At 52.9% G+C, this 23,212-nt stretch carries 19 protein-coding genes; 9 read left to right on the top strand and 10 right to left on the bottom strand.

Going from position 1 to position 23,212, the window contains the following annotated elements; genetic code table 11:
- The first annotated feature begins 19 nt into the window (after nucleotides 1-19).
- From MKZ24_RS15305 to MKZ24_RS15290, 4 genes are all read left to right on the top strand, one after another.
- Nucleotides 20-1,507: a UxaA family hydrolase gene (locus MKZ24_RS15305; protein WP_042238011.1), complete on the top strand. Its 1,488-nt coding sequence runs from the start codon at nucleotides 20-22 to the stop codon at nucleotides 1,505-1,507.
- Between the two features lie 35 nt (nucleotides 1,508-1,542).
- Nucleotides 1,543-2,967 (top strand): glucuronate isomerase, encoded by a 1,425-nt coding sequence (gene uxaC, locus MKZ24_RS15300; protein ID WP_340784268.1) that lies wholly within the window; start codon nucleotides 1,543-1,545, stop codon nucleotides 2,965-2,967.
- Nucleotides 2,968-2,980: 13 nt separating this feature from the next.
- Nucleotides 2,981-3,667, top strand: a complete 687-nt coding sequence (locus MKZ24_RS15295; RefSeq protein ID WP_042238015.1) for a rhamnogalacturonan acetylesterase — start codon at nucleotides 2,981-2,983, stop codon at nucleotides 3,665-3,667.
- A gap of 106 nt (nucleotides 3,668-3,773) precedes the next feature.
- Nucleotides 3,774-4,616, top strand: coding sequence for a sugar phosphate isomerase/epimerase family protein (locus tag MKZ24_RS15290; RefSeq protein ID WP_042238017.1), 843 nt, complete (start codon nucleotides 3,774-3,776; stop codon nucleotides 4,614-4,616).
- 159 nt (nucleotides 4,617-4,775) lie between these two features.
- On the opposite strand, the gene fucU is transcribed toward MKZ24_RS15290, so the two are convergent.
- Genes fucU through MKZ24_RS15270 form a run of 4 tightly spaced genes read right to left on the bottom strand, consistent with a single transcriptional unit; the run spans nucleotide 4,776 to nucleotide 9,183 of the window.
- A complete protein-coding gene (gene fucU / locus MKZ24_RS15285; protein WP_042238018.1) occupies nucleotides 4,776-5,216 on the bottom strand; it encodes an L-fucose mutarotase in 441 nt (146 codons plus the stop codon).
- A 33-nt stretch (nucleotides 5,217-5,249) separates the two neighbouring features.
- Complete coding sequence (locus MKZ24_RS15280; RefSeq protein ID WP_339841432.1) at nucleotides 5,250-5,903, bottom strand: class II aldolase/adducin family protein; 654 nt, start codon at nucleotides 5,901-5,903, stop codon at nucleotides 5,250-5,252.
- Nucleotides 5,900-7,387 carry a rhamnulokinase gene (locus MKZ24_RS15275; protein WP_340784259.1) on the bottom strand — a complete coding sequence of 496 codons (1,488 nt, stop codon included), beginning with the start codon at nucleotides 7,385-7,387 and terminating at the stop codon, nucleotides 5,900-5,902. The genes MKZ24_RS15280 and MKZ24_RS15275 overlap by 4 nt, the downstream gene beginning before the upstream one ends.
- Before the next feature lie 29 nt (nucleotides 7,388-7,416).
- Nucleotides 7,417-9,183, bottom strand: coding sequence for an L-fucose isomerase (locus MKZ24_RS15270; protein WP_042238025.1), 1,767 nt, complete (start codon nucleotides 9,181-9,183; stop codon nucleotides 7,417-7,419).
- A gap of 333 nt (nucleotides 9,184-9,516) precedes the next feature.
- Here MKZ24_RS15270 and MKZ24_RS15265 point away from each other — a divergent pair, with 333 nt between their 5' ends.
- Entirely contained in the window at nucleotides 9,517-10,287 is a 771-nt protein-coding gene (locus MKZ24_RS15265; protein ID WP_042238027.1) for a DeoR/GlpR family DNA-binding transcription regulator, read from the top strand.
- A gap of 166 nt (nucleotides 10,288-10,453) precedes the next feature.
- On the opposite strand, the gene MKZ24_RS15260 is transcribed toward MKZ24_RS15265, so the two are convergent.
- A complete protein-coding gene (locus MKZ24_RS15260; RefSeq protein WP_340784253.1) occupies nucleotides 10,454-11,305 on the bottom strand; it encodes an MBL fold metallo-hydrolase in 852 nt (283 codons plus the stop codon).
- Nucleotides 11,306-11,607: 302 nt separating this feature from the next.
- Between MKZ24_RS15260 and MKZ24_RS15255 the strand changes: the two genes are divergently transcribed.
- Nucleotides 11,608-11,949 carry an antibiotic biosynthesis monooxygenase family protein gene (locus tag MKZ24_RS15255; RefSeq protein ID WP_340784251.1) on the top strand — a complete coding sequence of 114 codons (342 nt, stop codon included), beginning with the start codon at nucleotides 11,608-11,610 and terminating at the stop codon, nucleotides 11,947-11,949.
- Between the two features lie 302 nt (nucleotides 11,950-12,251).
- A complete protein-coding gene (locus tag MKZ24_RS15250; protein WP_340784249.1) occupies nucleotides 12,252-14,189 on the top strand; it encodes an NAD(+) synthase in 1,938 nt (645 codons plus the stop codon).
- Between the two features lie 283 nt (nucleotides 14,190-14,472).
- Here the strand turns inward: MKZ24_RS15250 and MKZ24_RS15245 are convergent, their stop codons facing one another.
- The 4 genes from MKZ24_RS15245 to MKZ24_RS15230 form a co-directional block, all read right to left on the bottom strand.
- Nucleotides 14,473-14,901 (bottom strand): GreA/GreB family elongation factor, encoded by a 429-nt coding sequence (locus tag MKZ24_RS15245; RefSeq protein WP_042238035.1) that lies wholly within the window; start codon nucleotides 14,899-14,901, stop codon nucleotides 14,473-14,475.
- 168 nt (nucleotides 14,902-15,069) lie between these two features.
- Entirely contained in the window at nucleotides 15,070-15,975 is a 906-nt protein-coding gene (locus MKZ24_RS15240; RefSeq protein ID WP_340784245.1) for a class I SAM-dependent methyltransferase, read from the bottom strand.
- Between the two features lie 110 nt (nucleotides 15,976-16,085).
- Nucleotides 16,086-16,487, bottom strand: coding sequence for an RrF2 family transcriptional regulator (locus MKZ24_RS15235; protein ID WP_042238039.1), 402 nt, complete (start codon nucleotides 16,485-16,487; stop codon nucleotides 16,086-16,088).
- Between the two features lie 262 nt (nucleotides 16,488-16,749).
- The gene (locus MKZ24_RS15230) at nucleotides 16,750-19,413 is read right to left on the bottom strand and encodes a glycoside hydrolase family 78 protein (protein ID WP_340784243.1); all 2,664 of its coding nucleotides are present in this window, start codon (nucleotides 19,411-19,413) and stop codon (nucleotides 16,750-16,752) included.
- 149 nt (nucleotides 19,414-19,562) lie between these two features.
- On the opposite strand from MKZ24_RS15230, the gene MKZ24_RS15225 reads away from it, so the two are divergent.
- Nucleotides 19,563-20,486, top strand: coding sequence for a helix-turn-helix transcriptional regulator (locus MKZ24_RS15225; protein WP_340784241.1), 924 nt, complete (start codon nucleotides 19,563-19,565; stop codon nucleotides 20,484-20,486).
- A 105-nt stretch (nucleotides 20,487-20,591) separates the two neighbouring features.
- Nucleotides 20,592-22,331 (top strand): ABC-F family ATP-binding cassette domain-containing protein, encoded by a 1,740-nt coding sequence (locus MKZ24_RS15220; protein WP_340784238.1) that lies wholly within the window; start codon nucleotides 20,592-20,594, stop codon nucleotides 22,329-22,331.
- 76 nt (nucleotides 22,332-22,407) lie between these two features.
- On the opposite strand, the gene MKZ24_RS15215 is transcribed toward MKZ24_RS15220, so the two are convergent.
- Nucleotides 22,408-22,959: an SMI1/KNR4 family protein gene (locus MKZ24_RS15215; RefSeq protein WP_042238043.1), complete on the bottom strand. Its 552-nt coding sequence runs from the start codon at nucleotides 22,957-22,959 to the stop codon at nucleotides 22,408-22,410.
- Between the last annotated feature and the right edge of the window lie 253 nt (nucleotides 22,960-23,212).

The raw sequence follows: 23,212 nt of genomic DNA, 5'->3' as shown, positions 1-23,212 counted from the left end.
CAAACTTAGGAGGGTCAACATGAAGCACTTAATGAAAATGAATCCAAGAGATACAGTAGCTGTAGCCCTGCGGCCGATATCGGCCGGGGAGCAGCTTACCATAGACGGCTTGACGCTTCAGGCAGCCCAGGATATTCCGCAGGGCCACAAGATTGCCCTGACCGGTTTCCAGACTGATGAGGTTATCACCAAATACGGTTATCCTATCGGCCATGCCATCGCTCCAATTGCCGCAGGGGACTGGATTCATACGCATAATATCAAGACCAATCTGTCCGGCGAAGAGGAATATGAGTATGTGCCGGATGTTCATCAGGTTACGTATCCCCGCCGTGATCTGACCTTCCAGGGCTATCGCCGGAGCAATGGCAAAGTCGGCATCCGTAATGACCTGTTCATTATCCCGACCGTCGGCTGTGTGAACGGGATTGCCGAGCAAATGCTGCAGGAGTTCAAGGCTGAGCATCCCGATCTCGGCGGCTTCGATAACTTCACGGTACTGAAGCATCCTTACGGCTGCTCGCAGCTCGGCGATGATCACCGCATGACCCGCAGTATTCTGCTCGACGCGGTCAACCATCCGAATGCCGGAGGGGTGCTCGTGTTCGGACTCGGCTGCGAGAACAACATCGTCTCCGAATTCCGCAGCATGCTGGGCGATTATGACGAGTCGCGGGTGAAATTCCTGGTTGCCCAGGAGGTGGGCAATGAGGTAGAAGCCGGTCTTGAGCTGCTGGAGCAGCTGTATGAAGCTGCGAAGAACGATGTACGTGAGCCTGTTCCGCTTAGTGAGCTGAACATCGGCCTGAAATGCGGCGGCTCTGACGGGTTCTCCGGGATCACAGCTAATCCGCTGCTGGGGGCGTTCTCCGACTTCATCATCTCCCAGGGCGGAACCTCGGTACTGACGGAAGTGCCGGAAATGTTCGGTGCAGAGAAAATGCTGATGGCGCGTGCAGAAAGCCATGAGGTCTATGAAGAGATCGTCTCGCTGATCAATAACTTCAAACAGTATTTCCTCTCCTACGGCGAACCTGTATACGAGAATCCTTCCCCCGGCAACAAAGCCGGCGGCATCAGCACTCTGGAGGACAAGTCGCTGGGCTGCACCCAGAAGGCTGGAACCTCGCCGGTGGTGGATGTGCTGCAATACGGCGTGAAGCTGCGCAAAAAAGGGCTGAGCCTCCTGCAGGCTCCCGGCAACGATCTGGTAGCCGCCTCCGCTCTCGCTGCTTCGGATTGCCAGCTGGTGCTGTTCACTACCGGACGCGGAACGCCGTTCGGCAGCTTCGTGCCTACGGTGAAGGTGGCCACCAACAACGATCTTTTTGCCAAAAAAGGCCACTGGATGGACTTCAACGCCGGTCCTCTGCTGGAAACACCGATGGCCGATGTGCTGGAGGAATTCATCACTTATATCATTGATGTCGCCAGCGGCCAGAAAACACGGAACGAGCAGAACGAAGTGCGTGAGCTGGCTATTTTCAAAACCGGCGTTACGCTATAAACCCTGTCCAAATTCATGTAAGGGAGATCTTATCCATGTTTCTTAATGAAGATTTCATGTTATCCGGCGATACCGCACGCCAGCTCTTTCATCAGCATGCCAAAGCAATGCCGATTGTCGATTACCATTGCCATCTGGACCCGCGCGAAATCTATGAAGATCAACCGTTCGAGAACCTCACCGCAGCCTGGCTCTATGGAGATCATTACAAATGGCGGCTGATGCGCGCGAACGGTGTGCCGGAATCGCATATTACCGGGGACGCCTCCGATTATGATAAATTTCTGGCCTGGGCCCGTACACTCCCGAAAGCCATCGGCAACCCGCTGTACAGCTGGACCCATCTGGAGCTCCGCCGCTTCTTCGGAGTGAATGATCTCCTGAACGAAGCTTCAGCCCCGGCAATCTGGGAGAAGGTGAACCGCAAGCTGGCCGAACCGTCATTCACCCGGCGTGGTCTGATCCGCAGTTCGAACGTCAAGGTAATCTGTACTACGGATGATCCGGCAGACTCGCTGGAATACCACAAGCTGCTCAGAGACTCTGAGACTGCGTTCCAGGTGTTCCCGACCTTCCGTCCCGACAAGGCACTGAACATCGATGCCGAGGGCTTCAGCGCCTGGATCGGCAAGCTGGAGGAAGCTGCAGGCCAGCAGGTCAAGACCTATCAGGCACTGCTTGAGGCACTGAGTAACCGTGTGGACTTCTTCCATGAGAATGGCTGCCGCTTGTCGGACCATGCCCTCGATGTGCTGCGTTACGAGGCTGGTGAACCGGAAGCTGCCCAGGCGGTCTTCGCCAAAAGACTTCAGGGCGCTTCCCTGTCACCGCAGGAAATTACCCTCTACCGTACAGAGCTGCTGACTGCACTGATCGGCTTCTACCAGGCCAAAGGCTGGACCATGCAGCTTCATTTGCATGCATACCGCAACAACAACACGCCGATGTTCCGGAAGCTCGGGCCGGATACCGGATACGACGGCATTAATGATCTGCCGCTCACCACACCGCTGTCGAAGCTGCTTGACCGTGCTGAGAGCGGCAGCGGACTGCCGAAGACGATTCTGTACTCGCTGAATCCCGGCGACTACCCAGCCCTGCTGGCCCTGCTGGGCTGTTACCAGAAGGATACCGCCGGCAAGCTCCAGCTCGGCTCCGGCTGGTGGTACAACGATACGCGCAGCGGTATGCGCCAGCAGTTGACCCTGCTGGCTGAGGGCAGCCTGCTGGGGAACTTCGTCGGCATGCTGACCGATTCACGCAGCTTCCTCTCTTATACCCGGCACGAATATTTCCGCCGGGTGCTCTGTGAGCTGCTCGGGGAACTGGTGGAACGCGGCGAGGCACCGGATGACATAGACTTACTGGGCGCTATGGTAGAGGATATCTCCTACAATAATGCAGCAGGCTATTTCGGCTTCCAGACCTCCGGCAGCTCTGTGGAGGTTACCACCCGGTGAAGGAGTGCTGAAGATGCCAACTATTTATATTGCCGGCGATTCTACCGCAGCCCGGAAGGCGGCCTCCGAATCGCCGATGACCGGATGGGGAGAATTTCTGCACAGGCATGTAGGACAGGAGATGCGGATTGAAAACCGGGCAGTGAACGGACGGAGCACACGCTCCTTCCTGGCTGAAGGCAGGCTTGCAAAGATCGAGCAGGACTTCCAGGCTGGAGACTTCCTGCTGATCCAGTTCGGGCATAATGACCAGAAGATCGAAGATCCGGCGCGTTATACGGATCCGGATACCGAATACCGCCAGAATCTCAAGGTGTTCATCGATTCCGCCCGCAGCCGCGGCGGGTTCCCGCTGCTGTTAACCTCTGTGAGCCGCCGCCGCTTCACAGCGGAGGGTGACCCTGATCCTGAGGCTGTTGGACCTTATCCGCAGGCCATGCGCGAAGTTGCAGCAGAGACCGGAACACCGCTGCTCGATATCTTCGCCTCCTCCCAGCAGCTCTATCGCTCAATGGGAGTACACGCTTCGATACAGCTGTTCATGCATCTGCCGCCGGGCAGTCATCCCAACTACCCGGACGGGATCGCGGATGACACTCATTTCTCGCAGGCTGGCGCACAGCGGATCGCCTCGCTGGTTGCGGAAGCAATGGAACAGACTGCGGGACTCTCAGCACTGCAGCCTTACTTGCGGGTATAGCGCAAGTAAGCCGCTTCACTTGATGACTCAAATTGGCCGCCATGTGCCTTTGCGGACACAGGCGGCCTTATTTGCGGGAAAATTGCAGAACAAAGGAGTAAACCATATGACCGTTCCGTTTCATCTCGGCGTCCGCGCCCATGATTTCAACCCGTGTCCTTTGCCGCAGCTGATTCAGAAGCTGGAAGAGTACAGCTTCTCCTCTGTTCAGTTCGCGCTGCATAAGTCCTTTCCGGAGAGTGCGCCCAGACTCAGCGCACTCAGTCCCGGAACGGCTGCCTATTATGGCGAAGCCTTCAGGCAGGCCGGCATCAGGATTGCCGTGCTCGGCTGCTATGTAAACATCATCGATCCTGATCCCGAACGGCGCGCACAGGCATTGAACGATTTTCATGCCCATCTGCGGCTGGCCCGTGATTTCGGGGCGAGTCTGGTAGGTACCGAGACAGGCAGTGTTGGAAATGGATATACGCCGGATAATTTCACGGAGGAAGCTTTTGAACAAGTTGTGGCTTCTGTTAAAGCAATGGTTGCGGAAGCAGAGCGTTTCGGGGTAACGGTCGGCATCGAGGCAGGGATTAACCACCCGCTTCATACGGCTCAGCTGACCAGACGGCTGTTGGACGAAGTGGCCTCCAATAATCTGCAGGTTATATTCGATGCCGCTAATTTGATAACGCCGGATAACTATTTACAGCAGGAGAGTATTGTTGCAGAGGCTCTTGAGCTGCTGGGTGACCGGATTGCCGTTCTGCATCTGAAGGATTTCACGCTCAGGGACGGCAGGATTGAGATCGTCCCAGCAGGAGAGGGACAACTGAACTTCGCTCCGCTGCTCCATTACATGAAATATAAGCGTCCCCATATTCAGGGCCTGCTGGAGAGCACCCCCGAAGAGCATATGTGCGGCAGTGCAGAGCTGCTGCGGAGGATGTATAACGAAATATGAACAAGTGCCCCGCCATATAGCGTACGGGGCACTTGTTTATATTGAATCCGGTTTAGGGGCTGGTTCAATACTAGAAATGAGCAATTAACAGTAATCGGTCGTTCGCTCCGGTCCTAAGCGTGTATCCTTTATCCTGCGACATTAAGCAGACTTGAACCTTTATACCCCGGCATCAGGCGGAATTACGCCTTTTTTGAGAATAATATTCCCGTACAGCGCCTCTTCTCCAGTAACTAAGATGGCATAACTCCGCTTCGAGCGGTCATAGAACTTAAAACGCTCTTCAAACTCTACCTGAGCCGCAGCGTCATGTTTGGCCAGGATCTCCTTATACGTCTCCCATATCACCGGAACCGTGGGGTCTCCCTCCACTACAGCCATGAATGCGGCCTGGGCCGGGGCATAATGATCCAGCGGGAGCAGCTCCAGGATGGCATCCAGCAGCCGGGGAATACCGATTCCGTCTGCTCTTAGCACTCTTGAATGAAGCCCATGGCCCGGGTAATTAGCATCTGCGAGAACCAGCTCATCCCCATGGCCCATTTCCATCAGGGTACGGACCAGTTCGGGGGAGAGCAGCTTGGGTATTTTTTTGAGCATAAGCATCCTCCTTCATTTCTGAGTCGAAGCAGCTTACATGCCGTAGAATGATCTCAAAGCTACCAGTTCCTCGATCCGGTGCTGTGGCAGCTCACGTTCCCCGCCAATCATCCGGGTCAGGAAGGTCAGCTTCGCTGTATACTCAAGCCGCTCCATATTCATGTATGCGCTCATTACGTCCTTGCCCCAGGTCAGGGCACCATGACTTTCCAGCAGTACAGCGGTTTTCTTGCCAAGGAAGGGGATTAGCGAATCCGGAATCTCTTCAGTTGAAGGCGTCCCGTATACCGCCAGTGGAATGTCCCCCATGGCAATCACAGACTCAGGCATCATCATCTTGTCGAGCGCTTCACCCTTGATGGCAAAAGCGGTCGCATATGGCGGATGTGCATGAACTACACCGCCCATCTGCGGCAGCTCATTGTAAATCTTCAGATGCATCTTCACTTCTGTGGATGGCCGGTAGCCTTCCGCAGCTTCAAGGATATCTCCCTGCAGATTCACTTTGACCAGCATATGCGGCTGCAGATAGCCTTTGCTGACTCCTGTTGGTGAGGTGATTACCTCTGTAGCCGACAGTCGTGCCGAGATGTTGCCGTCATTGGCGGCAATAAAGTCCTTATTAAACAGATTGCGGCCGATATCACAGATAAGCCGGCGCAATTCCTCTTCCTTCGTATTCATCATTGTCCTCCTTGATCGCTATGGATAATTGATAAAGCCGGCTGATACCGGACAGGGGCACTGGAACGGGCTACAATTGTTCTGGCTTCGGATGCTTCAATCGCTCCCAGTGCCGTCAATTGCACCAATACGTTGCCGATTGCACTTGCCTCTACCGGTCCGGCAATGATTTCTTTGCCTGTGGCATCCGCTGTAAGCTGGCACAGCAGCTTGTTCTGGATGCCTCCGCCGACCATATGAATGCAGCTGACCGGGCTGCCTGTAAGTGTCTCCAGTTCACGGATCGTGCTGGCGTAAGACTGGGCTAGACTCTCCAGAATGGTGCGGATGATCTCAGCCCGGCTCTGCGGTACAGGCTGGCCTGTGCGGATACAATACGATTCAATCCGCAGCGGCATATCCCCCGGGGTGCTGAAGAGGGGATCGTTCGGGTCCAGAACGGCTATGCGCGCTGTCGACCGGTCCAGCCCCTCAGCAAGCTCTGCCGCCTCCTGATGGCTGAGCGGTTCTCCCGCTTCTGCCCAGCCGCGCTGGGTCTCCTGCAGCAGCCACAGGCCGGTGATATTCTTCAGCAGGCGGTTCGTGCCGCCGAAGCAGCTCTCATTGGTGAAGCCGTAGGCGGCGGCCTCGGCGCTAAGTACGGGCTCCGCAGTCTCCAGCCCGGCCAGCGACCAGGTTCCGCAGCTGATGAAGCCGGCGGAACCTGCCGGACTGGAGAAGCCTCCAAGTCCGTAAGGGATGGAAGCCACAGCGGAAGCTGTGTCGTGCGAAGCCCCGGCAATGACCTTGAGCGGGCCGGAACCAAGCTCTTCCTGCAAGCCTGGCCGAAGTTCGCCAATTACAGTGCCTGCCGGCACCAGCCGGGGAACCAGCTCCACCGGGAGCTCCAGCCTGCGCAGCACTTCGCTTGCCGGAGCAGACGAATCCGGATTCAGCAGGCCGCTGGTGCTCCAGATGGTCTGCTCCGCCACAGCTGTGCCGCTGAACATATAATTGAACAGGTCAGGCATCATCAGCAGCTGACTCGCCTTCCCCCGGAGCTCCGGATTAGCCTGAAGATCGGCAAATAATTGATACACCGTATTAATCGGACTGGACTGGTTGCCCGTCAGCCTGAACTGCTCCTCAGGGGGCAGGGCAGTCTCCAACGCCAAAGCAATCCCCTCCATCCGCTGATCCCGGTAATGATGCGGGGAGTACAGCAGTTCTCCCTCTGCATCCAGGAAGCCATAGTCGACTCCCCAGGTGTCGACACTTATAGACTGCAATGGGCCGCGGGACTTCACGGCCTCCAGAATCCCCTGCTTCATCTCATGAAACAGCTGCTGGACATCCCAGTACAACTGCCCGTCAGCCTCTACGGGCCCGTTAGGGAAGCGGCGGATCTCTTCCACCTCCACCTTCCCTCCAGCATACGTTCCCAGCATGGCCCTGCCGGAGCTGGCACCCAGATCGATGGCCAGCAGCTTGATTATCTCTTCGCCCATGTTCTCCGCACCCGCTTCATTTTGAAGATTTAGTAGAGCGGCCCAAAGTTACGGCAGGCTCTGTAGTCAGCACTTTCCAGATCCTCTGTGCCGAATAGCGACCAGACACGCGGCCGGAAAATACGCGATTCCTCCACGTTATGCATACTGACCGGAATCCGCAGGATCGAGGCCAGTGTAATCAGATCGGCTCCAATATGCCCGTAGCTGATCGCTCCGTGATTGGCGCCCCAATTGTTCATCACATCATATACAGACTGGAACGAGCCCTTGCCTGTCAGCTTAGGTGCGAACCAGGTTGTCGGCCAGGTAGGGTCCGTTCTCTGATCCAGCGTATCATGCACTTCTCCTGGCAGCTCCACCGTGAAGCCTTCCACCAGCTGGAGCACAGGCCCGAGGCCCTTAACCAGATTCAGCCTGGCCATGGTGACCGGCATTCCGCCCTTGGTCAGGTAGTCTGTCGAGAAGCCGCCCCCGCGGAAATATTCCTGCGAGGCCGGGCGGAACTGGGTCTGTGCGAGACAGGCAGCCGCTTCCTCATCCGTGATGTCCCAGAATGGCTTGATCGCCGGCTTGCCGTCAATGCTCTGCTCACCGGTTCCGTCCAGTGCCGCTGAACCGGAGTTAATCAAATGCAGCAGACCGCCTGCCGCTGCCCCCTCCAGCTCGTATCCGGTCACACGCTTCACTGCAGCCGGACTCCAGAAGGTACGGACATCGGCAAAAATCTGCGCCGTATTCGTCAGCAGATAATTGAACAGCATCGTGATCCCGTTCAGGCTGTCATTCTCGGTCGCGACAATATAAGGCGCCCGTCTGCCGTTCCAGTCGAACGAGGAGTTAAGAATCGTCTCCATGAAATCACCGTTCGGGAAATGGTCCGTCCATTGACGCTGGCCCTGGAAGCCGCCCAGCAGAGCGTTGTGACCGTTTGCTTCTTCCTCGAAGCCAAGCTTCGCAAGCTCCGGATTGCCGATCATCAGATCGCGGGCAATCAGCGCCATTTTGACACAGGTCTCCCATTGCTCTTCCTTCACTTCTTCGCTGAGCTGCAGATGCTGCGGGTTATTGTCCGCGCCCACCCGGCAGTTGTCCTTCACCCAGGCCAGCGCCCGCCCAAATTCCTCAGGATCATAGATCCCTTCCTCGAATCTCCGGACATATTCAGACATATCGATATACTCATTGCGCATGCCGAGGTACTCCTGGAAGAACTGCTCGTTGACGATGGAACCGGCGATCCCCATAGATACGGAGCCCATCGACAGATAAGACTTCCCTTTCATCAATGCAGCTGCAAGTGCCGACTTCGCGAACTGGAGCAGCTTGGCCTGCACATCCGCCGGGATCTCTTCGCTGCTGGATTCCTGAACATCCTCGCCGTAGATGCCGAAGGCCGGAATACCCTTTTGCGCATAAGCAGACAGCACTGCTGCCAGATATACCGCCCCCGGGCGTTCCGTTCCGTTGAATCCCCAGACCGCATGCGGAATGGAGGCATCCATATCCATCGTTTCCGATCCGTAACACCAGCACGGTGTCACCGTAATCGATACGCCTACACCTGCACCCGCGAACTTCTGCGCCGCCGCAGCAGCTTCCTTCACACCGCCGATCGTAGAATCTGCAATAATACATTCCACATGCGAACCGTCCGGATAAAATAAATTCTTCTGTAGAAATGCTGCCACACGCTCCGCCATGCCCATCGTCTGGGCCTCAAGCGATTCACGCACCCCGCGTCTTCTGCCGTCAATCGTAGGCCGGATGCCAATCTTCGGATAATTTGCTGTCACTGCTGTTCCTCCCCGGAATGAATAATGGATTAAATAATTACATAGGAGCTGCATACTCCGATTAGTAAGCGCTATCAAATACAGCCCGCAAATGTCTGCAAACTATGGGCATCCTCCGCCGACTAATCATTTTCTTCTCCATCATAGATTTCTAAACCCATAAAGTCAACAATATTCCACACTTTTTATTTGATATTTATGTGGTATTGTGTGATATAATTCAAATACAGTGTGGGATTATACCCGTTTTAATTATTTAAGTTTTGCAGAAATATGTAGTAAACTAGTTGATATACTATGGCTAGAACTATTTAATCAAGGGTGGGCAACGGGATGAAGGCTTTTGAACGGCGGGATCTGGTAATCAACGAGCTATACAGGCATAAGAAGGTTCACGTAGCGGACCTGGCGCAGAAATTTGGTGTATCGGAGGAGACCATCCGGCGTGATCTCGACCGGTTGGATAAAGAGGGTATTGCCAAGAAGAATTACGGCGGGGCGATTCTGAACGCCCATACCAACGAGGACCCCTCCTACTCCCATAGGCATCAGGTCAACATTGAAGCGAAGCGGATGATTGCCGCATGTCTGCTGGAGCTGATTAGTGACGGGGACAGTGTGATGACTGATACCAGCACAACAGCTTTTGAAGGCTTGCGGAGAATCGTGGAGGACAAAAAAAATCTGACAATCATCACCAATTCCCTGGCGGTATTGTCAGAGTTCCAGCATTCCGGACAGAAGCTCATTTCTACGGGAGGCATCCTGGGGCCGGAGACCAGCTCTTTTGTAGGGCCGACGGCGTCGCAGACGATCCTGAAATATAATGTGGATGTGGCCATCTTCAGCTGCAAGGCGCTCTCCATGACCGGCGGACTCAGTGATTCGAACGAAGCGGAGACCGAACTCAAGGTGCTGATGCAGCAGCAGGCGAACAAAGTTGTGCTCCTGGCCGACCATTCCAAGTTCGACCGGATCGCCTTCATCCGGCTGTTCAGCTTCGACAAGGTCGATTATATCGTCACCGATCAGCGGCCGTCCGAAGAATGGATTGAATTCTTAAGCAAATATCAGGTGTCTTTGCTCTATCCTGCGCTGCAGTAGTGCACACTCTGCACCGGAAGGAGGTGAACCACAGAATGGGGATGATCCAGATTGCTGCAACCTCCGCTCCACTGTGGTTTCCGCTGGTTCTCGCCGCCGTCGGTGTGTGTCTGATTTCGCTTTTGTGGATGGTATTCAAGAAATCGGGCTGATTTTATGAATGCGCTCACTTGAAGTCTGGAGTGCTGTTCTTAAAAGCCTGCGCCGATACATAGACAAACCGTTCGGCTCTGGCCATCATATGGAATTTCTGCTCCGGGAAGTGGCGGTACAGGTGATCGACGAAATATCCCGGATTCTCAGCGTTTCCGGCGAACAGGTCATAATGGAGTGGAATGACCGTCTCAAACCCGCTGGTCGCCGCAAACTCCGCCGCTTCCCGGTAGTTCATATTGCCGACAATATTGCGGCTTCCCCGGTAGTAGTCACGGCCGTTAATCGGCAGCAGCGCCAGATCAATCTTCCGGCTGCCGACTTCCTCAATCAGCTCAGGGAACAGAACCGTATCTCCGGCATGATACACCATGACCCCATTCAGCTGCAGGATGTAGCCGACATACTTGGGGTTTCCCTGTTCATCGCGCTCCAGCTGTTCATGCGCTGCGGCAACAGGGAACACCTGCAGGCCGGGTGCAGGCTCTGCTGCGTGAGCAGGCAATGCTGCGGTTAGGCGCTCCTTCTGTATTCCTAGTCCCTGCAATCGTTCCAGGCAGACCGCCGGAGCCATGAACCGGGCTGCGGGATTGTGCTCTGCAAGCATCGGCAATGCCCGCTCATCCAGATGATCCGAGTGGTCATGGGTGATCAGACATACGTCCATATTGGTAATCTCCGCAGGCGGAATCGGCGGCGGGAACGTCCGGTCCGGGTCAGGAGAGACATAAGGATCAATATAAACGGTCACCTCTGCCCCTTTGATAATCACACTGGCTTGTCCCAGAAACCAGACGGCCAGACAGCCATAGGGCACCTCGGTCGCCCAGACTTCCTCGATCAATTCTTTTCCTGTTAACGGCATGTACATGCCCTCCCTTCTTCTCGGCAAAATTCTACCCCAAAACCAGCGTGCACGCAAACGCAGCGAGCAGGCCCGTGGCTTCAATCGCGGATTTTGCTCCTCCGCCCGTTGTCTTACCGCTGCATAATCCCTTCCCTGACATCCCGCTTCTGTGGACCGGCGCTTGCTTCATGAAGCTCTGACAGGCCGGTTCGTCCGCCAGGCTATACATCCGGATCATAGATGCACTACTATAGATAAAGAATTAGATAATAAAATAGATAAATGAAATAGCAACATTCCAATCAAATGGAGGGAAAGTCATGAGTGAAATTGCCAACACACCAGAGCCCCCTTATTATGCCGTGATTTTCACATCTGAACGGACAGACGGGGATAACCAATATGCGGAGATGGCCGAGGAAATGGATAAACTCGCAGCCGCCCAGCCTGGATATCTCGGAGCAGAAAGTGCCAGAGAAGGTCTAGGAATCACCGTCTCTTATTGGGATTCGCTCGAAGCTATCCAGCAATGGAAGCACAACGAACGGCATCTGGTCGCCCAGAGCAAAGGGATTGAGGATTGGTATCTGACCTATAAAACAAGAATCTGCAAGGTGGAAAGAGATTATGGATTTGAGAAGGGGAGCCCCCCGGTCCGTTAGTCCACCCCAAAAATTAATGGTTAGGTACCGGCTGAATCCCGCATTGAAATTAGCAGCTGCCCGGCAAATGCGCCTCCGTTCATGATCAAGTGGAGAAAATCCACCTATTGCCTGCCGCCAACGCTACCACACTCACTCCTGCCAACTGCCAATGCTGTGATTTCCTAATCTATCAAAAAGCGCGTCCCGTTCGGTTGCTGCTTATTGCTGCAAATCCCCGCTTGTTACCGATGCCATTTCATGGGTACAATATTTAGATAGTGTACTTCTACTAAAGGACAGGTAAAGGACAGGTGAAATGCATGCAGAATCACGGATTCGCGCGAGTCGCTGCCGCTTCCCCCGAGCTTAAGGTGGCCGACTGCGTATTCAATTCCGAACAAATTATTGAAGTGATAAATAATGCCGCGGCACAGGAGGTTGAGTACCTGGTACTCCCGGAACTGTGCATCACGGGGTACACCTGTGCCGATCTGTTCCTGCAGCCCAAGCTGCTGGATGCCGCAACGGAGGCTCTGCTCCGGATCACTGCCGCAACGGCAGAATATACAATGATCGTTATTGCCGGTCTGCCTATCTCCATCAAGAGCCGGCTGTTCAACTGCGCTGCTGTCATCCAGCAGGGTCATATTCTCGGGATTGTCGTGAAGACCTGCATTCCCGGGTATAGCGAATTCTATGAGCCGCGCTGGTTCGCGGGAGCTGAAGAGCTGGAAGTGGCAGAACTTCGGATCGGCGGAGCTGTAGTACCGATCGGTAATGATCTGATTTTTGCCTGCGAGAGTAACGGGAATTTGTCCTTCGGCGTTGAGATCTGCGAGGATCTCTGGGTTCCTGTTCCGCCAAGCAGTCTCCTGGCCCAGGCCGGGGCCACGCTGCTGTTCAACCCGTCTGCCAGCAATGAGCTGGTAGGCAAGGCCGATTACCGCCGCCAGCTGGTGGGCAGCCAGTCTGCTTCCTGTGTGGCCGGTTATGTCTATGCCGGCTGCAATACCGGTGAATCTACAACGGATGTTGTCTTCGGCGGGCACTCGCTGATCGCGGAGAACGGCCAGCTGCTGGCCGAGTCTGAACGCTTCACCCACGAGAGCCGGATGATCACCGCCGACATCGACCTGCCGCGGATTCAGTATTCCCGCACCGTGATGGGCACCTTCCGGGCCGGCAAAGGCGGCCGCAATTACCGCGAGCTGCTCTTCACTTCTCCAGTCCGCGAGAATAGTAAGCGGGAGCTGAAGCGTACAGTAGGTGTCAATCCGTTTGTCCCTGGCAATCCATTGCAGCGCGCCGAACGCTGTCAGGAAATCCTCTCCATCCAGACCTCCGGCCTGATGAAGCGTATCCGTCACATCGGCACCAAGCAAGCCGTAATCGGCATCTCCGGCGGCCTTGACTCTACGCTTGCGCTGCTGGTAGCTGTGCGTGCTATGGAGCTGCTCGGGCGTCCGGCCAGCGATGTGCTTGCCGTCACGATGCCTGGCTTCGGCACGACGAACCGGACCTACGACAATGCCGTCGGCCTGATCAAAGCGCTCGGCGCCTCGCTTAAGGTCGTTGATATCAAGGCTGCCTGCCTCCAGCACTTCGAGGATATCGGCCATGACAAAGATGTACATGACCTGACTTATGAGAATGTCCAGGCCCGGGAGCGTACGCAGATTCTGATGGATCTCGCCAACAAAAACGGCGGCATTGTCATCGGAACCGGCGATTTATCCGAGCTGGCGCTAGGATGGTGTACCTATAACGGCGACCACATGTCGATGTACAGCGTGAATTCAGGCATTCCGAAGACACTGATCCAATATGTCGTCGCCTGGTATGCGGATCATGAAGCCGATGAGACGGTGGGCAAGTTCCTGTACAGCATCATCGAGACCGGAATCAGCCCGGAGCTGCTGCCGCCATCGGCAACCGGAGAGATCGTCCAGCTCACCGAGAATATTCTGGGGCCCTACATTGTGCATGATTTCTTCCTGTATTACATGCTGCGCACAGGGGCTTCTCCCGGCAAAATGCTCTACCTTGCGCAGCACGCTTTCGGTGAGGCCTACCCTAAGGAGCAGCTGGTCGCTTGGCTGAAGGTGTTCATCACCCGCTTCTTCACCCAGCAGTTCAAGCGCTCCTGCCTGCCGGACGGACCGAAGGTGGGTACCGTCAGCCTCTCGCCGCGCGGCGACTGGCGCATGCCGAGTGATGCTTCCGCTGCACTCTGGCTCCGGGAAATCGAAGAATTGTAATCACCGCCCGGGCGCTCGTGAGGACGCTCCGCGAACAGACCGTTGTTCCAATCGCTGTTGTCCCCAGATTTTATTCATTCTCCTTAGCGGTGAAAATCCGGGGACAAAGGCGACCGCTGCCGCTTTTACACAATCGTTCTGTCCTCTCCGCTGTTTAAGCGGGAATCGTATCTTCAATCTTAAAACAGAGCAGCAATCCTCGCGTTATTGGAGGATCGCTGCTCTGCTGATTTTCGCCTTTTTTTATTAACCGCCCTAGACAGTTACTGCACTTCCTGCCCGTTCAATCATACACATTATCCAGAATCAGCACTTCATCGCTGCCAAACGGGGTTTGGATTGTGACGGTATCGCCGGGACGTGCCAGAATCAGCCCCCTGCCCATCGGAGACCAGAGGGAGATGCAGAATTCATCCAGCTCGGCTTCACCGGGAATTACGATTCTATAGGCATCCTTCAGCGTTTCCTGGCCGATCCGCAGCGATACCCGCGACCCGACCAGAACAGTGGATTGCTCCAGCGCTTCATCCCCGCCGGACAGAATCTGCTCCACCGCCTCCTGATACTTCCTGATCAGGGACTGAATCTCCGCCCGTTCGGCCGGTGACTCCCATGTTCCCCGGTCCAGAATAACAAATTTATGCTCATCGAGATAGACCAGCTGCTGCACCAGCTCCTGGCGCAGGGAAATCGTAACGAGACTATGGCTCATAGTAGATTTCACCCACTTTCTTCATCAGGTCATGCTCGAAAATACGCTTACTCAACCTCATAGCCCTCAGTCCTCCCAAATAATAAAATAGATCCCGCGTGGGGATCTACTCTCTATGATAGCATCTTTCTATGGAAAGACAATGTCATGTATATATGCTGTTGTGATTTACTGCTTGGCTGCAGCTGCAATGCTGTACATATTGAGATCCTGCAGCTTAATCAGTACCTTGCCGAACCGTCCGCCTTGGCGTATCACTACCTTTTGATCAGAATAAGCAGTATGCAAATAATCCGTGACGACCTTCAGGGTAGCCTCTTTCCCGTCCAAATGATGCATAGGCAGCATCTCTATTACTTCAGCAAGCGCAGCTTCAACGGATAGCTCCTTGCTTTTCGTCTCGCGGGTCACAATCGATTCATAGGAATACCCCTTCAAATACAGCAGCTGCATCAGGTAGGCCATATCCGAAGATTCCGCATGCACTGCCCGGCCCGTCAGCAGAGGCAGCACTTCATTCATGAGGCTATGCTCCTGAACCCCCGCCGATGTGCTGATATAGCAGTATTGCCGGGCACAGCTAATGACCTTCTCCGTGCTCTCCCAGTCAAATACCGCCGGACACATGGACACAAATACAAGATCGAAGGCGTTCAGCCAGCCTTTTGCCGCAATATCAATATCCTCAAACGGTTCGCGCACCAGTTCCACTTGACCAGGGGCGTAGCCTGCGGTGTTGTGCAGAAACAGTTCAGACAGTGGAATGTTAGGCTCTACTGCTGTTACCTTGGCCCCTCTCTCGATAAAAGGTACGGTGAAGCCGCCAGAAGCCGCGCCAACATCCAGGACAGTCAGCCCTTTGAAATCTACTCCCTGGCCCTCCATCCAGCTGATAATCCGCTCACTTCTGTCTCTCCCCGCGCTGCTGAACACCTCTTCATTAAACACCTTCGCCTTATGATCGAAGCTGGTGTGCGGGTTCATTCCCATTGCTTTGAACTTGTTGGTCATTGCCTTGGGATCTTCCTTCCAGGCCTGTTCCCATACTTTTGCATCAAATAATCCGTTAATCATCTCTGATTCATCCTCTCTTATTTTACAGACTTTACAGACTTTGAATATCTACAAAACCCCAAGAAGAAACGGCTTTGCCGTCCTTGAATAAGGACGATACCGTTTCAGACTTAGTGACTCTGCATCATCTTATCGGCAAGCTCCGACATCATCTTATTGCGCAAATACTCCTCCATCTGACCCTCGGCCTTCACCATCTCCTGCTGGATCAGACACTCGCTGGAATGATTAAGCGTGCAGTCAAACAGCGAAGCCGTGCCTTCGATCGCATGAATAATATCGAGGAACGATATTTCTTCCTTCCTGCGTCTCAGGCGGTACCCGCCGTTCGCACCGGATGCCGATTCAACCAGCCCCGCCTTTACCAGCTTCGTAAGGATCTTGGACAAATAAGTAGGCGATACATTCTGCCGCTCGGCAAGCTGCTGTACGCCTACCGGCTTATCAGGGGTGTGCGCTACCAGGAACAGCATCGTATGCAACGCATAGTTCGTTGCCTTTGAGTATTTCATCGTACATATCTCACCTCAATCACGGACTTTATTGATCTATAATAACCCCTATAAGGAGAGAATGCAAGCGGGTGCTACAAGAGGGCAGCCCTTTTCCATTTCCTTCTATGATCGCTGACCAAACAAATGAAAACGGCTTTACCGTCCTTTTTTAGGACGGTACCGTTTCAGCGAGAAAGATAAGGACAATTTATGCGCGGAGCATATCAATTTTGAAAAAAACAGAGCCCGTTGTCCCCTAGGAGCTCTGCATAATGTAATGTTATATCGTCCGCAGGGTATACTCAAATCTGTATTCACCGGACCCGAGCGTAATCTTCACAGCTTGCTCCAGCTGCTCTACGGCATGAATGCCGCGGACCTGCTGAAGCTCCTGCCCGTTCTCCAGCACACCCGCCAGCACAGCGTCCGGGAGATGCACAGTAGCCGAGGTATTCGGCGGAACTACGGTCACCAGCTCTATTTTGCCGGAAGCTATCGTCCACTCGGAGCGGATCTTCCCATACATGGATTCCAGCCCGCCAGCAGCCGAAGTCAGTCCGCCTCCCGGATGCGGCTGAATCAGAAACTGCTTATAGCCCGGATACTCTTCCACCTGCTCGATGCCGGCAACACAGCGGTACAGAAAATCGCCAATCGCCCCATACGCATAATGATTGAACGAATTCATATCCTTGCTCCAGAAGCTGCCGTCCTCCTTAATTCCGTCCCAATGCTCCCAGATGGTCGTTGCTCCCCTAGTTACCTGATACAGCCAGGAAGGGTAATCGGTCTGCAGCAGCAGCTTGTAGGCAGCATCATAATGGCCCGCCGCGGCCAATACCAGATTCAGATAAGGTGTGCCGACGAAGCCCGTTGTAAGATGATATTTGCTCTCTTCCAGCAGTTCTATAAGCTTGGCAACTGTACGTTCCTCCGCCTTCCCCTCCACCAGTCCGAACATTAATGCCAGCACACAGGCCGTCTGTGTAGCTACACTTATCCGTCCGGCAGGCGTGATGAATTCCCGGTTAAAAGCTTGTTTGATCCGCGCATGCAGCTGCGAGTAATACTGCACGTCTTCTGTTCGGTCTAGCACTGCCGCCGTCTTGCCCATAAGCTCTACAGAATAGGCATAGAAGGCAGTCGCGATATAATCCCTGTCCGTAGCGCCGATGTAACTGTCAGGCCTCGCGTCCAGGCCCAGCCAGTCTCCGAAATGGAAGCCGGTATTCCACAGGAATTCATCCGTCCCCTGCCGGCGGATATACTCCACCCAGCCCTGCATGCTGCTGTACTGCTGCTCCAGAATCCGCTTGTCGCCATAACACTGATAAATCGTCCACGGACAGATGACAGCCGCATCGCCCCAGGCAGCGGAAGAATGGGAATTCTCATCCAGCACGTGGGGAATTACGAACGGAACACCGCCGTTATCCAGCTGATCGGCAGCCAGATCCTTGAGCCATTTGCTGAAAAAGGGGGCCACATTCATCAGATACGCCGACGTACGGATGAACATCTGCGCATCCCCGGTCCAACCGAGCCGTTCATCGCGCTGCGGGCAGTCTGTCGGCACATCGACGAAATTGCCTTTTTGCCCCCAGAGAATGTTATGCTGCAGCTGATTCAGCAGCGGATTGGAACAGGTAAAGCTGCCGGTCGGCTCCATATCCGAATGTAAGACAATCCCTGCGAAATCCTGCAGATTGAGGTCCTCCGGGAAGCCTATCAGCTGAACATACCGGAAGCCTTGGAAGGTGAAACTCGGCTGGAAGCTCTCCCGTACTCCGCCTCTGGCAATATAAGTAACTGTCTGTTTGGCTGCCCGCAGGTTGTCTGTGTACACATTACCTTCCTGATCCAGCACCTCGAAATGCCGCAGCTGAAATTCCTGTCCTGCCTGCCCTTCCATGGAGAACCGCATCCAGCCGACCATATTCTGACCCATGTCCAGCACGGTCTCCCCGGCCGGAGTGCGCAGGAGTGCGATGGGTGACAGTTCTTCAATAGCTTTTACGGGAACATTCTCCTGGGCCAGCAGAATATCCTTGGTGTACGGAAGGATCTCCGCAGGCGTCCATAACTGGTCATCGTACTCCGCCCTGCTGAAACCGGTCTGCTCCAGACGGGCATCATAGGTTTCGCCGTGATAGATCTCCGACATCAGCAGCGGTCCGGGCGATACCATCCACTCTTGATCCGTCCGGATGATCTGCTCCACCCCGTCCGCATAGATGAGATGAATCTGCATCAGCAAGGCCGTGCGGTCGCCGAACACATGCTTTTTGTTATCCCAGGCCAGGTTTCCTTTGTACCAGCCGTTCCCCAGCCAGGCGCCAACCGCATTGTCCCCCACTGCCAGCTGCCCTGTGATGTCATAGGTCTGGAACTGCAGGCGGGTGCTGTAGCTGGTCCAGCCGGGGGTCAAATAATCCTCGCCGACTCTTGTACCGTTCAGCTCCACTTCATAGAGACCGAGACTGGTCACATACATTCTGGCCCGGGTGACCTGCCGGTCTACATGGAAGCTCCGCCGCAGCAGCGGAGCCTGCTCTGCCTGGACATCCAGGCAAGCCAGCGGCGCTGTAATCCACTCTGCCTCCCAATCCTCCGGCGAGAGCAGGCCCGTCTCCCACCAGGCGGTATCCGACCATTCTGTAGGCCGGTTCTGCTGATCCCATATTCTAATCCGGTAATAATAGCGCTGCTTAGGCTGCAGTTCCAGCTCCTTCAGCTCAATATGAAGGGATTGTCCGGACTCCACTCTGCCCGAATCCCATACCGTGCTTACGAAGTCCTGATCTATTGCTGCCTGAAGCTGATACGCTTGCTGCATGACATCCCGCTCATACGCACTCAGCTGCCAGCTGATTCTTGGATAACGGACATCCAGTCCCAGCGGATTGTCTTTGTACTCCACACGTAATTTCCGGACTTCTATCATGGACTCCACCCCGTCTTTTCTAATAATGACCCTATAAATATGAAACGCTTTCTATTACAATTATAGAACTAAAGATTCGATGCATGACCTGCAATATGGACATTTCACCGGGGTAAAAAGGACATTTTGTTGTTTGGAGGAGTGAGCTGATGCATTCGGCCAATCATACGCTAAAAGGAGAGTATTTCTTCCAGAACAATCTCCAGTTATATGTGAACCGCGCTACCGAGAACTATGATCTTCCGCTTCACACCCATGATTTCATAGAGCTGACGTTCGTTGCCGAAGGCAAGGGCTTTCATTATATCGGGCAGCAGGCTCAGCAGACCGGCAAGGGTCGGCTGTATTACATTCCCGTCGGAGTCTCCCATGTCTTCCGTCCGTCTTCACCCAGCCCGCTCCGGGAACCGCTCGTAGTCTACAATTGTCTGTTCAAGCCGGAGCTGCTGGACAGCCTTGCCTCCATTGTTCCGGACCCGCCGATTGCCTCCTATCTGGAGCAGATCCGCAATCATCAGCTGCCCGCATTCTCTGTGACGGACCAGAACGGCTCTATCGAGAGCCTGTTTCTGGCGCTTCACCGGGAGGTTCATCTTCCGCAGACCGGCGCGGGCAGCTATTTGCTGACCTTGTTCATTCAACTGCTGATAAGTATCTACCGGCTCAGGCATGACGAGATCCAGTTTCCGCTGAACAAGCAGACGCAATTCCTGCAGATTCTGAATTATGTCAACCAGGAGTACGCGCAGGAAATCACCCTGAAGCGTCTGTCACGCAGTTTTGACTGGAGTGAACGACATCTTCAGCGGCTGTTCAAGGCGCATACCGGGCAGACCTTCCATCATTACCTGCAGAATGTCCGGATTCAGCAAAGCTGTCTGCTGCTGGTTCAGCAGCTTAATGCGCCCGTTCAGCTCATTGCGGAGCAGGTCGGCTACCATGACCCGAAGACCTTCAATCTGGTGTTCAAGCGGATTATCGGCACCACTCCGGGGAGCTACCGGCAGGCGTCCGGCAAGAAACATTTGGAGGGCCCGGAGCCGGGAGGAACAACTTTAACGCAGAATGATTGATGTTATTTGTAAATAGTGTTAGGCTATCAACGGTAAACTCAACATCTGTGCTCTTCAATACATCCTAAAATAGTCACAAATTTAGTTAGAAAGAAAGGTAACACTATGATAAAAGTAGAACACTTATCCTTCTCATTCCCGCAAAAAGAACTATATAAAGATATTTCCTTTACGCTTGAAGCCGCACAGCATTGTGCTTTCATTGGAACAAGCGGCAGCGGCAAAAGTACACTGACCGATATTCTGATGGACCCGGAAAGATATCTGTTTGAGGGCAGGTTAGAGATAGATCCTACTTGCAGCATCGGGTATGTAAGCCAGTTCTCCCAACCGGAAAAAACTAAAGATACAACCGTTTTTGAATATATCGGCGAAGAATTTATTAAGGTACAGACTGAAATAAATTCTATTTTGGCTGAAATGGAAACCTCCTCGGATATGGATTCGCTGCTGGAAAGGTATCAGTTGGCGCTAGACGCCTTCGATGCTATGGACGGGAATGATTACGAAAGCAATATTAATAAGAAGCTAAATCTGGCAAACCTCATGAAGCTAAAGGATGTCAGGGTATCTGACCTGAGCGGCGGGGAATTCAAGCTCATTCAAGTAATGAAGGAAATGCTCAGCCGTCCGGACTTCATGATAATGGACGAGCCCGATGTATTTTTAGATTTTGACAACCTAAATTCGCTTAAGAATCTTATTAATGCCCACAAAGGCATACTGCTGGTGGTTACGCACAACCGCTATCTGCTCAATCATTGCTTCAACAAAATCCTGCACCTTGAAAACAAGGAGATCCAGGAGTTTGACGGGCGGTATATGGATTACAACTTCTCCTTGCTGCAAACCAAAATTGAGCTGCAGGAGCTCGCCATCGCTGAAGAGGAAGAAATTGCGAGAAACGAGAACATCGTCAATAACCTTAGAGCAATCGCAACTTATAATTCTGAGGCCTCCAGAGGGAGAGCGCTAAAAGCCAGAGTTAAATTTCAGGAAAGACTGGAAGCGCGCAGAATTAAAGCTCCATTCGTAGAGATTAAGCAGCCGGATATCCGTTTCGGGTTCGATCAAGAACTGGAAGACACAACTGTTATAAATGTTAATAACTATAGCGTTTCCTTTGATGAGCTGCTGTTAGAAAATATTAACTTTGAGATCAAATCTACGGATAAAGTAGCCCTTATCGGTGCAAACGGCACCGGGAAAACGACATTACTCCGGGAGATTTATAGGAATAATCATGAGGCAATTGAAGTAAATCCGGATGCTAAAGTGACTTATTTATCTCAGCTTCAAGGTGAAATGCTGAAGGATTCTAATACCATCCTGGAGGAATTCATCGATGCCGGGTTCGCAACGTATGATGAGATTAGATCGCATCTTTCAAGCTACGGCTTTGAAGGGGAAATCCTTGAGCAAAGAATAGAATCCTTATCCGGCGGCGAAAAAAACATGCTTCAGTTAGCTAAAGTTTCGGCCAGTAAAGCGAACGTACTGCTGCTTGATGAACCGACAAGCCATTTGGACACCTATACACAAATCGCACTGGAGAACGCTATCCAGAACTATAAAGGTGCGATTCTCATGATTTCGCATGATTTCTATTCGGTGGTAAACGGGATGGATTATGTTCTGATCATTGACGGCAAGACGATTAGAAAGATGACGATCAAGAAATTCAAAAAGATGATATATGCCCGGCATTTCGATAAAGACTATCTGGAACTGGAACAAAATAAAAAAGCTGTTGAAACGAAAATCGAGTTGGCTTTGAAAGCTGCTAATTTCGAACTTGCACAAGGTTTGATGGATGAGCTGGAGGAGCTGATTAAACAGCTGTAAATGATAACTAAATAGGATTCACCTGTCAGAAAAAAACGACAAAAGAAGCCTTATATTTAGGGTTTCTTTTGCTGTTTTATGGAAAATATTTATTAAGATTCTCTGGTGTGATGCCGTTCCATAACCAAAATTGATCCCCTTGCGATACAAGTAATCGATCGAGCCATAGTTCAAAGCTTAAATTAAGCGGCTCACCATTATCACGAGCTGAGGTATAGATTGACTGGTCAAACAGATAGTCTTTTCTGCCTTGCTTTACATAATCGCTATTTACACATATTAAAGTCTCACTGAATTTTGCTATAACGTATACATGCTCAGGGGTTGGAAACTTTTCCAATGCATCTAGAATTTCATCCACTCCAAAAATATGCCAATGAGGTGCCGATTCTTCAACATCCTTATATAATTCCATTCCGTTATGAAGAGACAAAAAGAACTTATAATCCTCAGGCAGCTTTAACTCCGTCTCCGCTTCAAAATCCTTGATTTCTTTCAATAAGACGGGCTTAGAAAATGAAAATCTACATGTAAGCTGGAATCCTAAATTTCTTTGTATAGAAAAATTTTTGTTATTGTAAATTACCTTCTTTAAAGCCTCTAAGGATGCGGTTATTAATTTTGACATTTGCCCTCCTCCTCATAAAAAAACCACCAATTGATTTGTAAAACCCATCATATCTAGGGTATTCGCTTAGTATTTAAACAATCCTGCGCTTAATGAAAGTACCCGCAATCTAATACTTTTGTCCTTTGAACATCAGGGGATCGCCTCTTTTGGGTTTGATTTGGTCCGGCTTACCATTATTCGGCAGGGCGGCTTTTCTCCCGCAAAAAAGCAAAAAATCCCCGGAGTCCGGGGATCTTTCGGTCAATCAATG

It is taken from the genome of Paenibacillus sp. FSL R7-0297, assembly GCF_038009025.1.
Classification (GTDB): domain Bacteria; phylum Bacillota; class Bacilli; order Paenibacillales; family Paenibacillaceae; genus Paenibacillus_AQ.
Note: the sequence above shows the minus strand (reverse complement) of the source record. Positions and strands in the feature narration are given on the sequence as shown.

Excerpts from the sequence above, each read along its gene's own strand:
- MKZ24_RS15305 (WP_042238011.1), top strand. The coding sequence starts at position 20 with ATGAAGCACTTAATGAAAATGAATCCAAGAGATACAGTAGCTGTAGCC.
- uxaC (WP_340784268.1), top strand. The coding sequence starts at position 1,543 with ATGTTTCTTAATGAAGATTTCATGTTATCCGGCGATACCGCACGCCAG.
- MKZ24_RS15295 (WP_042238015.1), top strand. The coding sequence starts at position 2,981 with ATGCCAACTATTTATATTGCCGGCGATTCTACCGCAGCCCGGAAGGCG.
- MKZ24_RS15290 (WP_042238017.1), top strand. The coding sequence starts at position 3,774 with ATGACCGTTCCGTTTCATCTCGGCGTCCGCGCCCATGATTTCAACCCG.
- fucU (WP_042238018.1), bottom strand. The coding sequence starts at position 5,216 with ATGCTCAAAAAAATACCCAAGCTGCTCTCCCCCGAACTGGTCCGTACC.
- MKZ24_RS15280 (WP_339841432.1), bottom strand. The coding sequence starts at position 5,903 with ATGATGAATACGAAGGAAGAGGAATTGCGCCGGCTTATCTGTGATATC.
- MKZ24_RS15275 (WP_340784259.1), bottom strand. The coding sequence starts at position 7,387 with ATGGGCGAAGAGATAATCAAGCTGCTGGCCATCGATCTGGGTGCCAGC.
- MKZ24_RS15265 (WP_042238027.1), top strand. The coding sequence starts at position 9,517 with ATGAAGGCTTTTGAACGGCGGGATCTGGTAATCAACGAGCTATACAGG.
- MKZ24_RS15260 (WP_340784253.1), bottom strand. The coding sequence starts at position 11,305 with ATGCCGTTAACAGGAAAAGAATTGATCGAGGAAGTCTGGGCGACCGAG.
- MKZ24_RS15255 (WP_340784251.1), top strand. The coding sequence starts at position 11,608 with ATGAGTGAAATTGCCAACACACCAGAGCCCCCTTATTATGCCGTGATT.
- MKZ24_RS15250 (WP_340784249.1), top strand. The coding sequence starts at position 12,252 with ATGCAGAATCACGGATTCGCGCGAGTCGCTGCCGCTTCCCCCGAGCTT.
- MKZ24_RS15245 (WP_042238035.1), bottom strand. The coding sequence starts at position 14,901 with ATGAGCCATAGTCTCGTTACGATTTCCCTGCGCCAGGAGCTGGTGCAG.
- MKZ24_RS15240 (WP_340784245.1), bottom strand. The coding sequence starts at position 15,975 with ATGATTAACGGATTATTTGATGCAAAAGTATGGGAACAGGCCTGGAAG.
- MKZ24_RS15235 (WP_042238039.1), bottom strand. The coding sequence starts at position 16,487 with ATGAAATACTCAAAGGCAACGAACTATGCGTTGCATACGATGCTGTTC.
- MKZ24_RS15230 (WP_340784243.1), bottom strand. The coding sequence starts at position 19,413 with ATGATAGAAGTCCGGAAATTACGTGTGGAGTACAAAGACAATCCGCTG.
- MKZ24_RS15225 (WP_340784241.1), top strand. The coding sequence starts at position 19,563 with ATGCATTCGGCCAATCATACGCTAAAAGGAGAGTATTTCTTCCAGAAC.
- MKZ24_RS15220 (WP_340784238.1), top strand. The coding sequence starts at position 20,592 with ATGATAAAAGTAGAACACTTATCCTTCTCATTCCCGCAAAAAGAACTA.
- MKZ24_RS15215 (WP_042238043.1), bottom strand. The coding sequence starts at position 22,959 with ATGTCAAAATTAATAACCGCATCCTTAGAGGCTTTAAAGAAGGTAATT.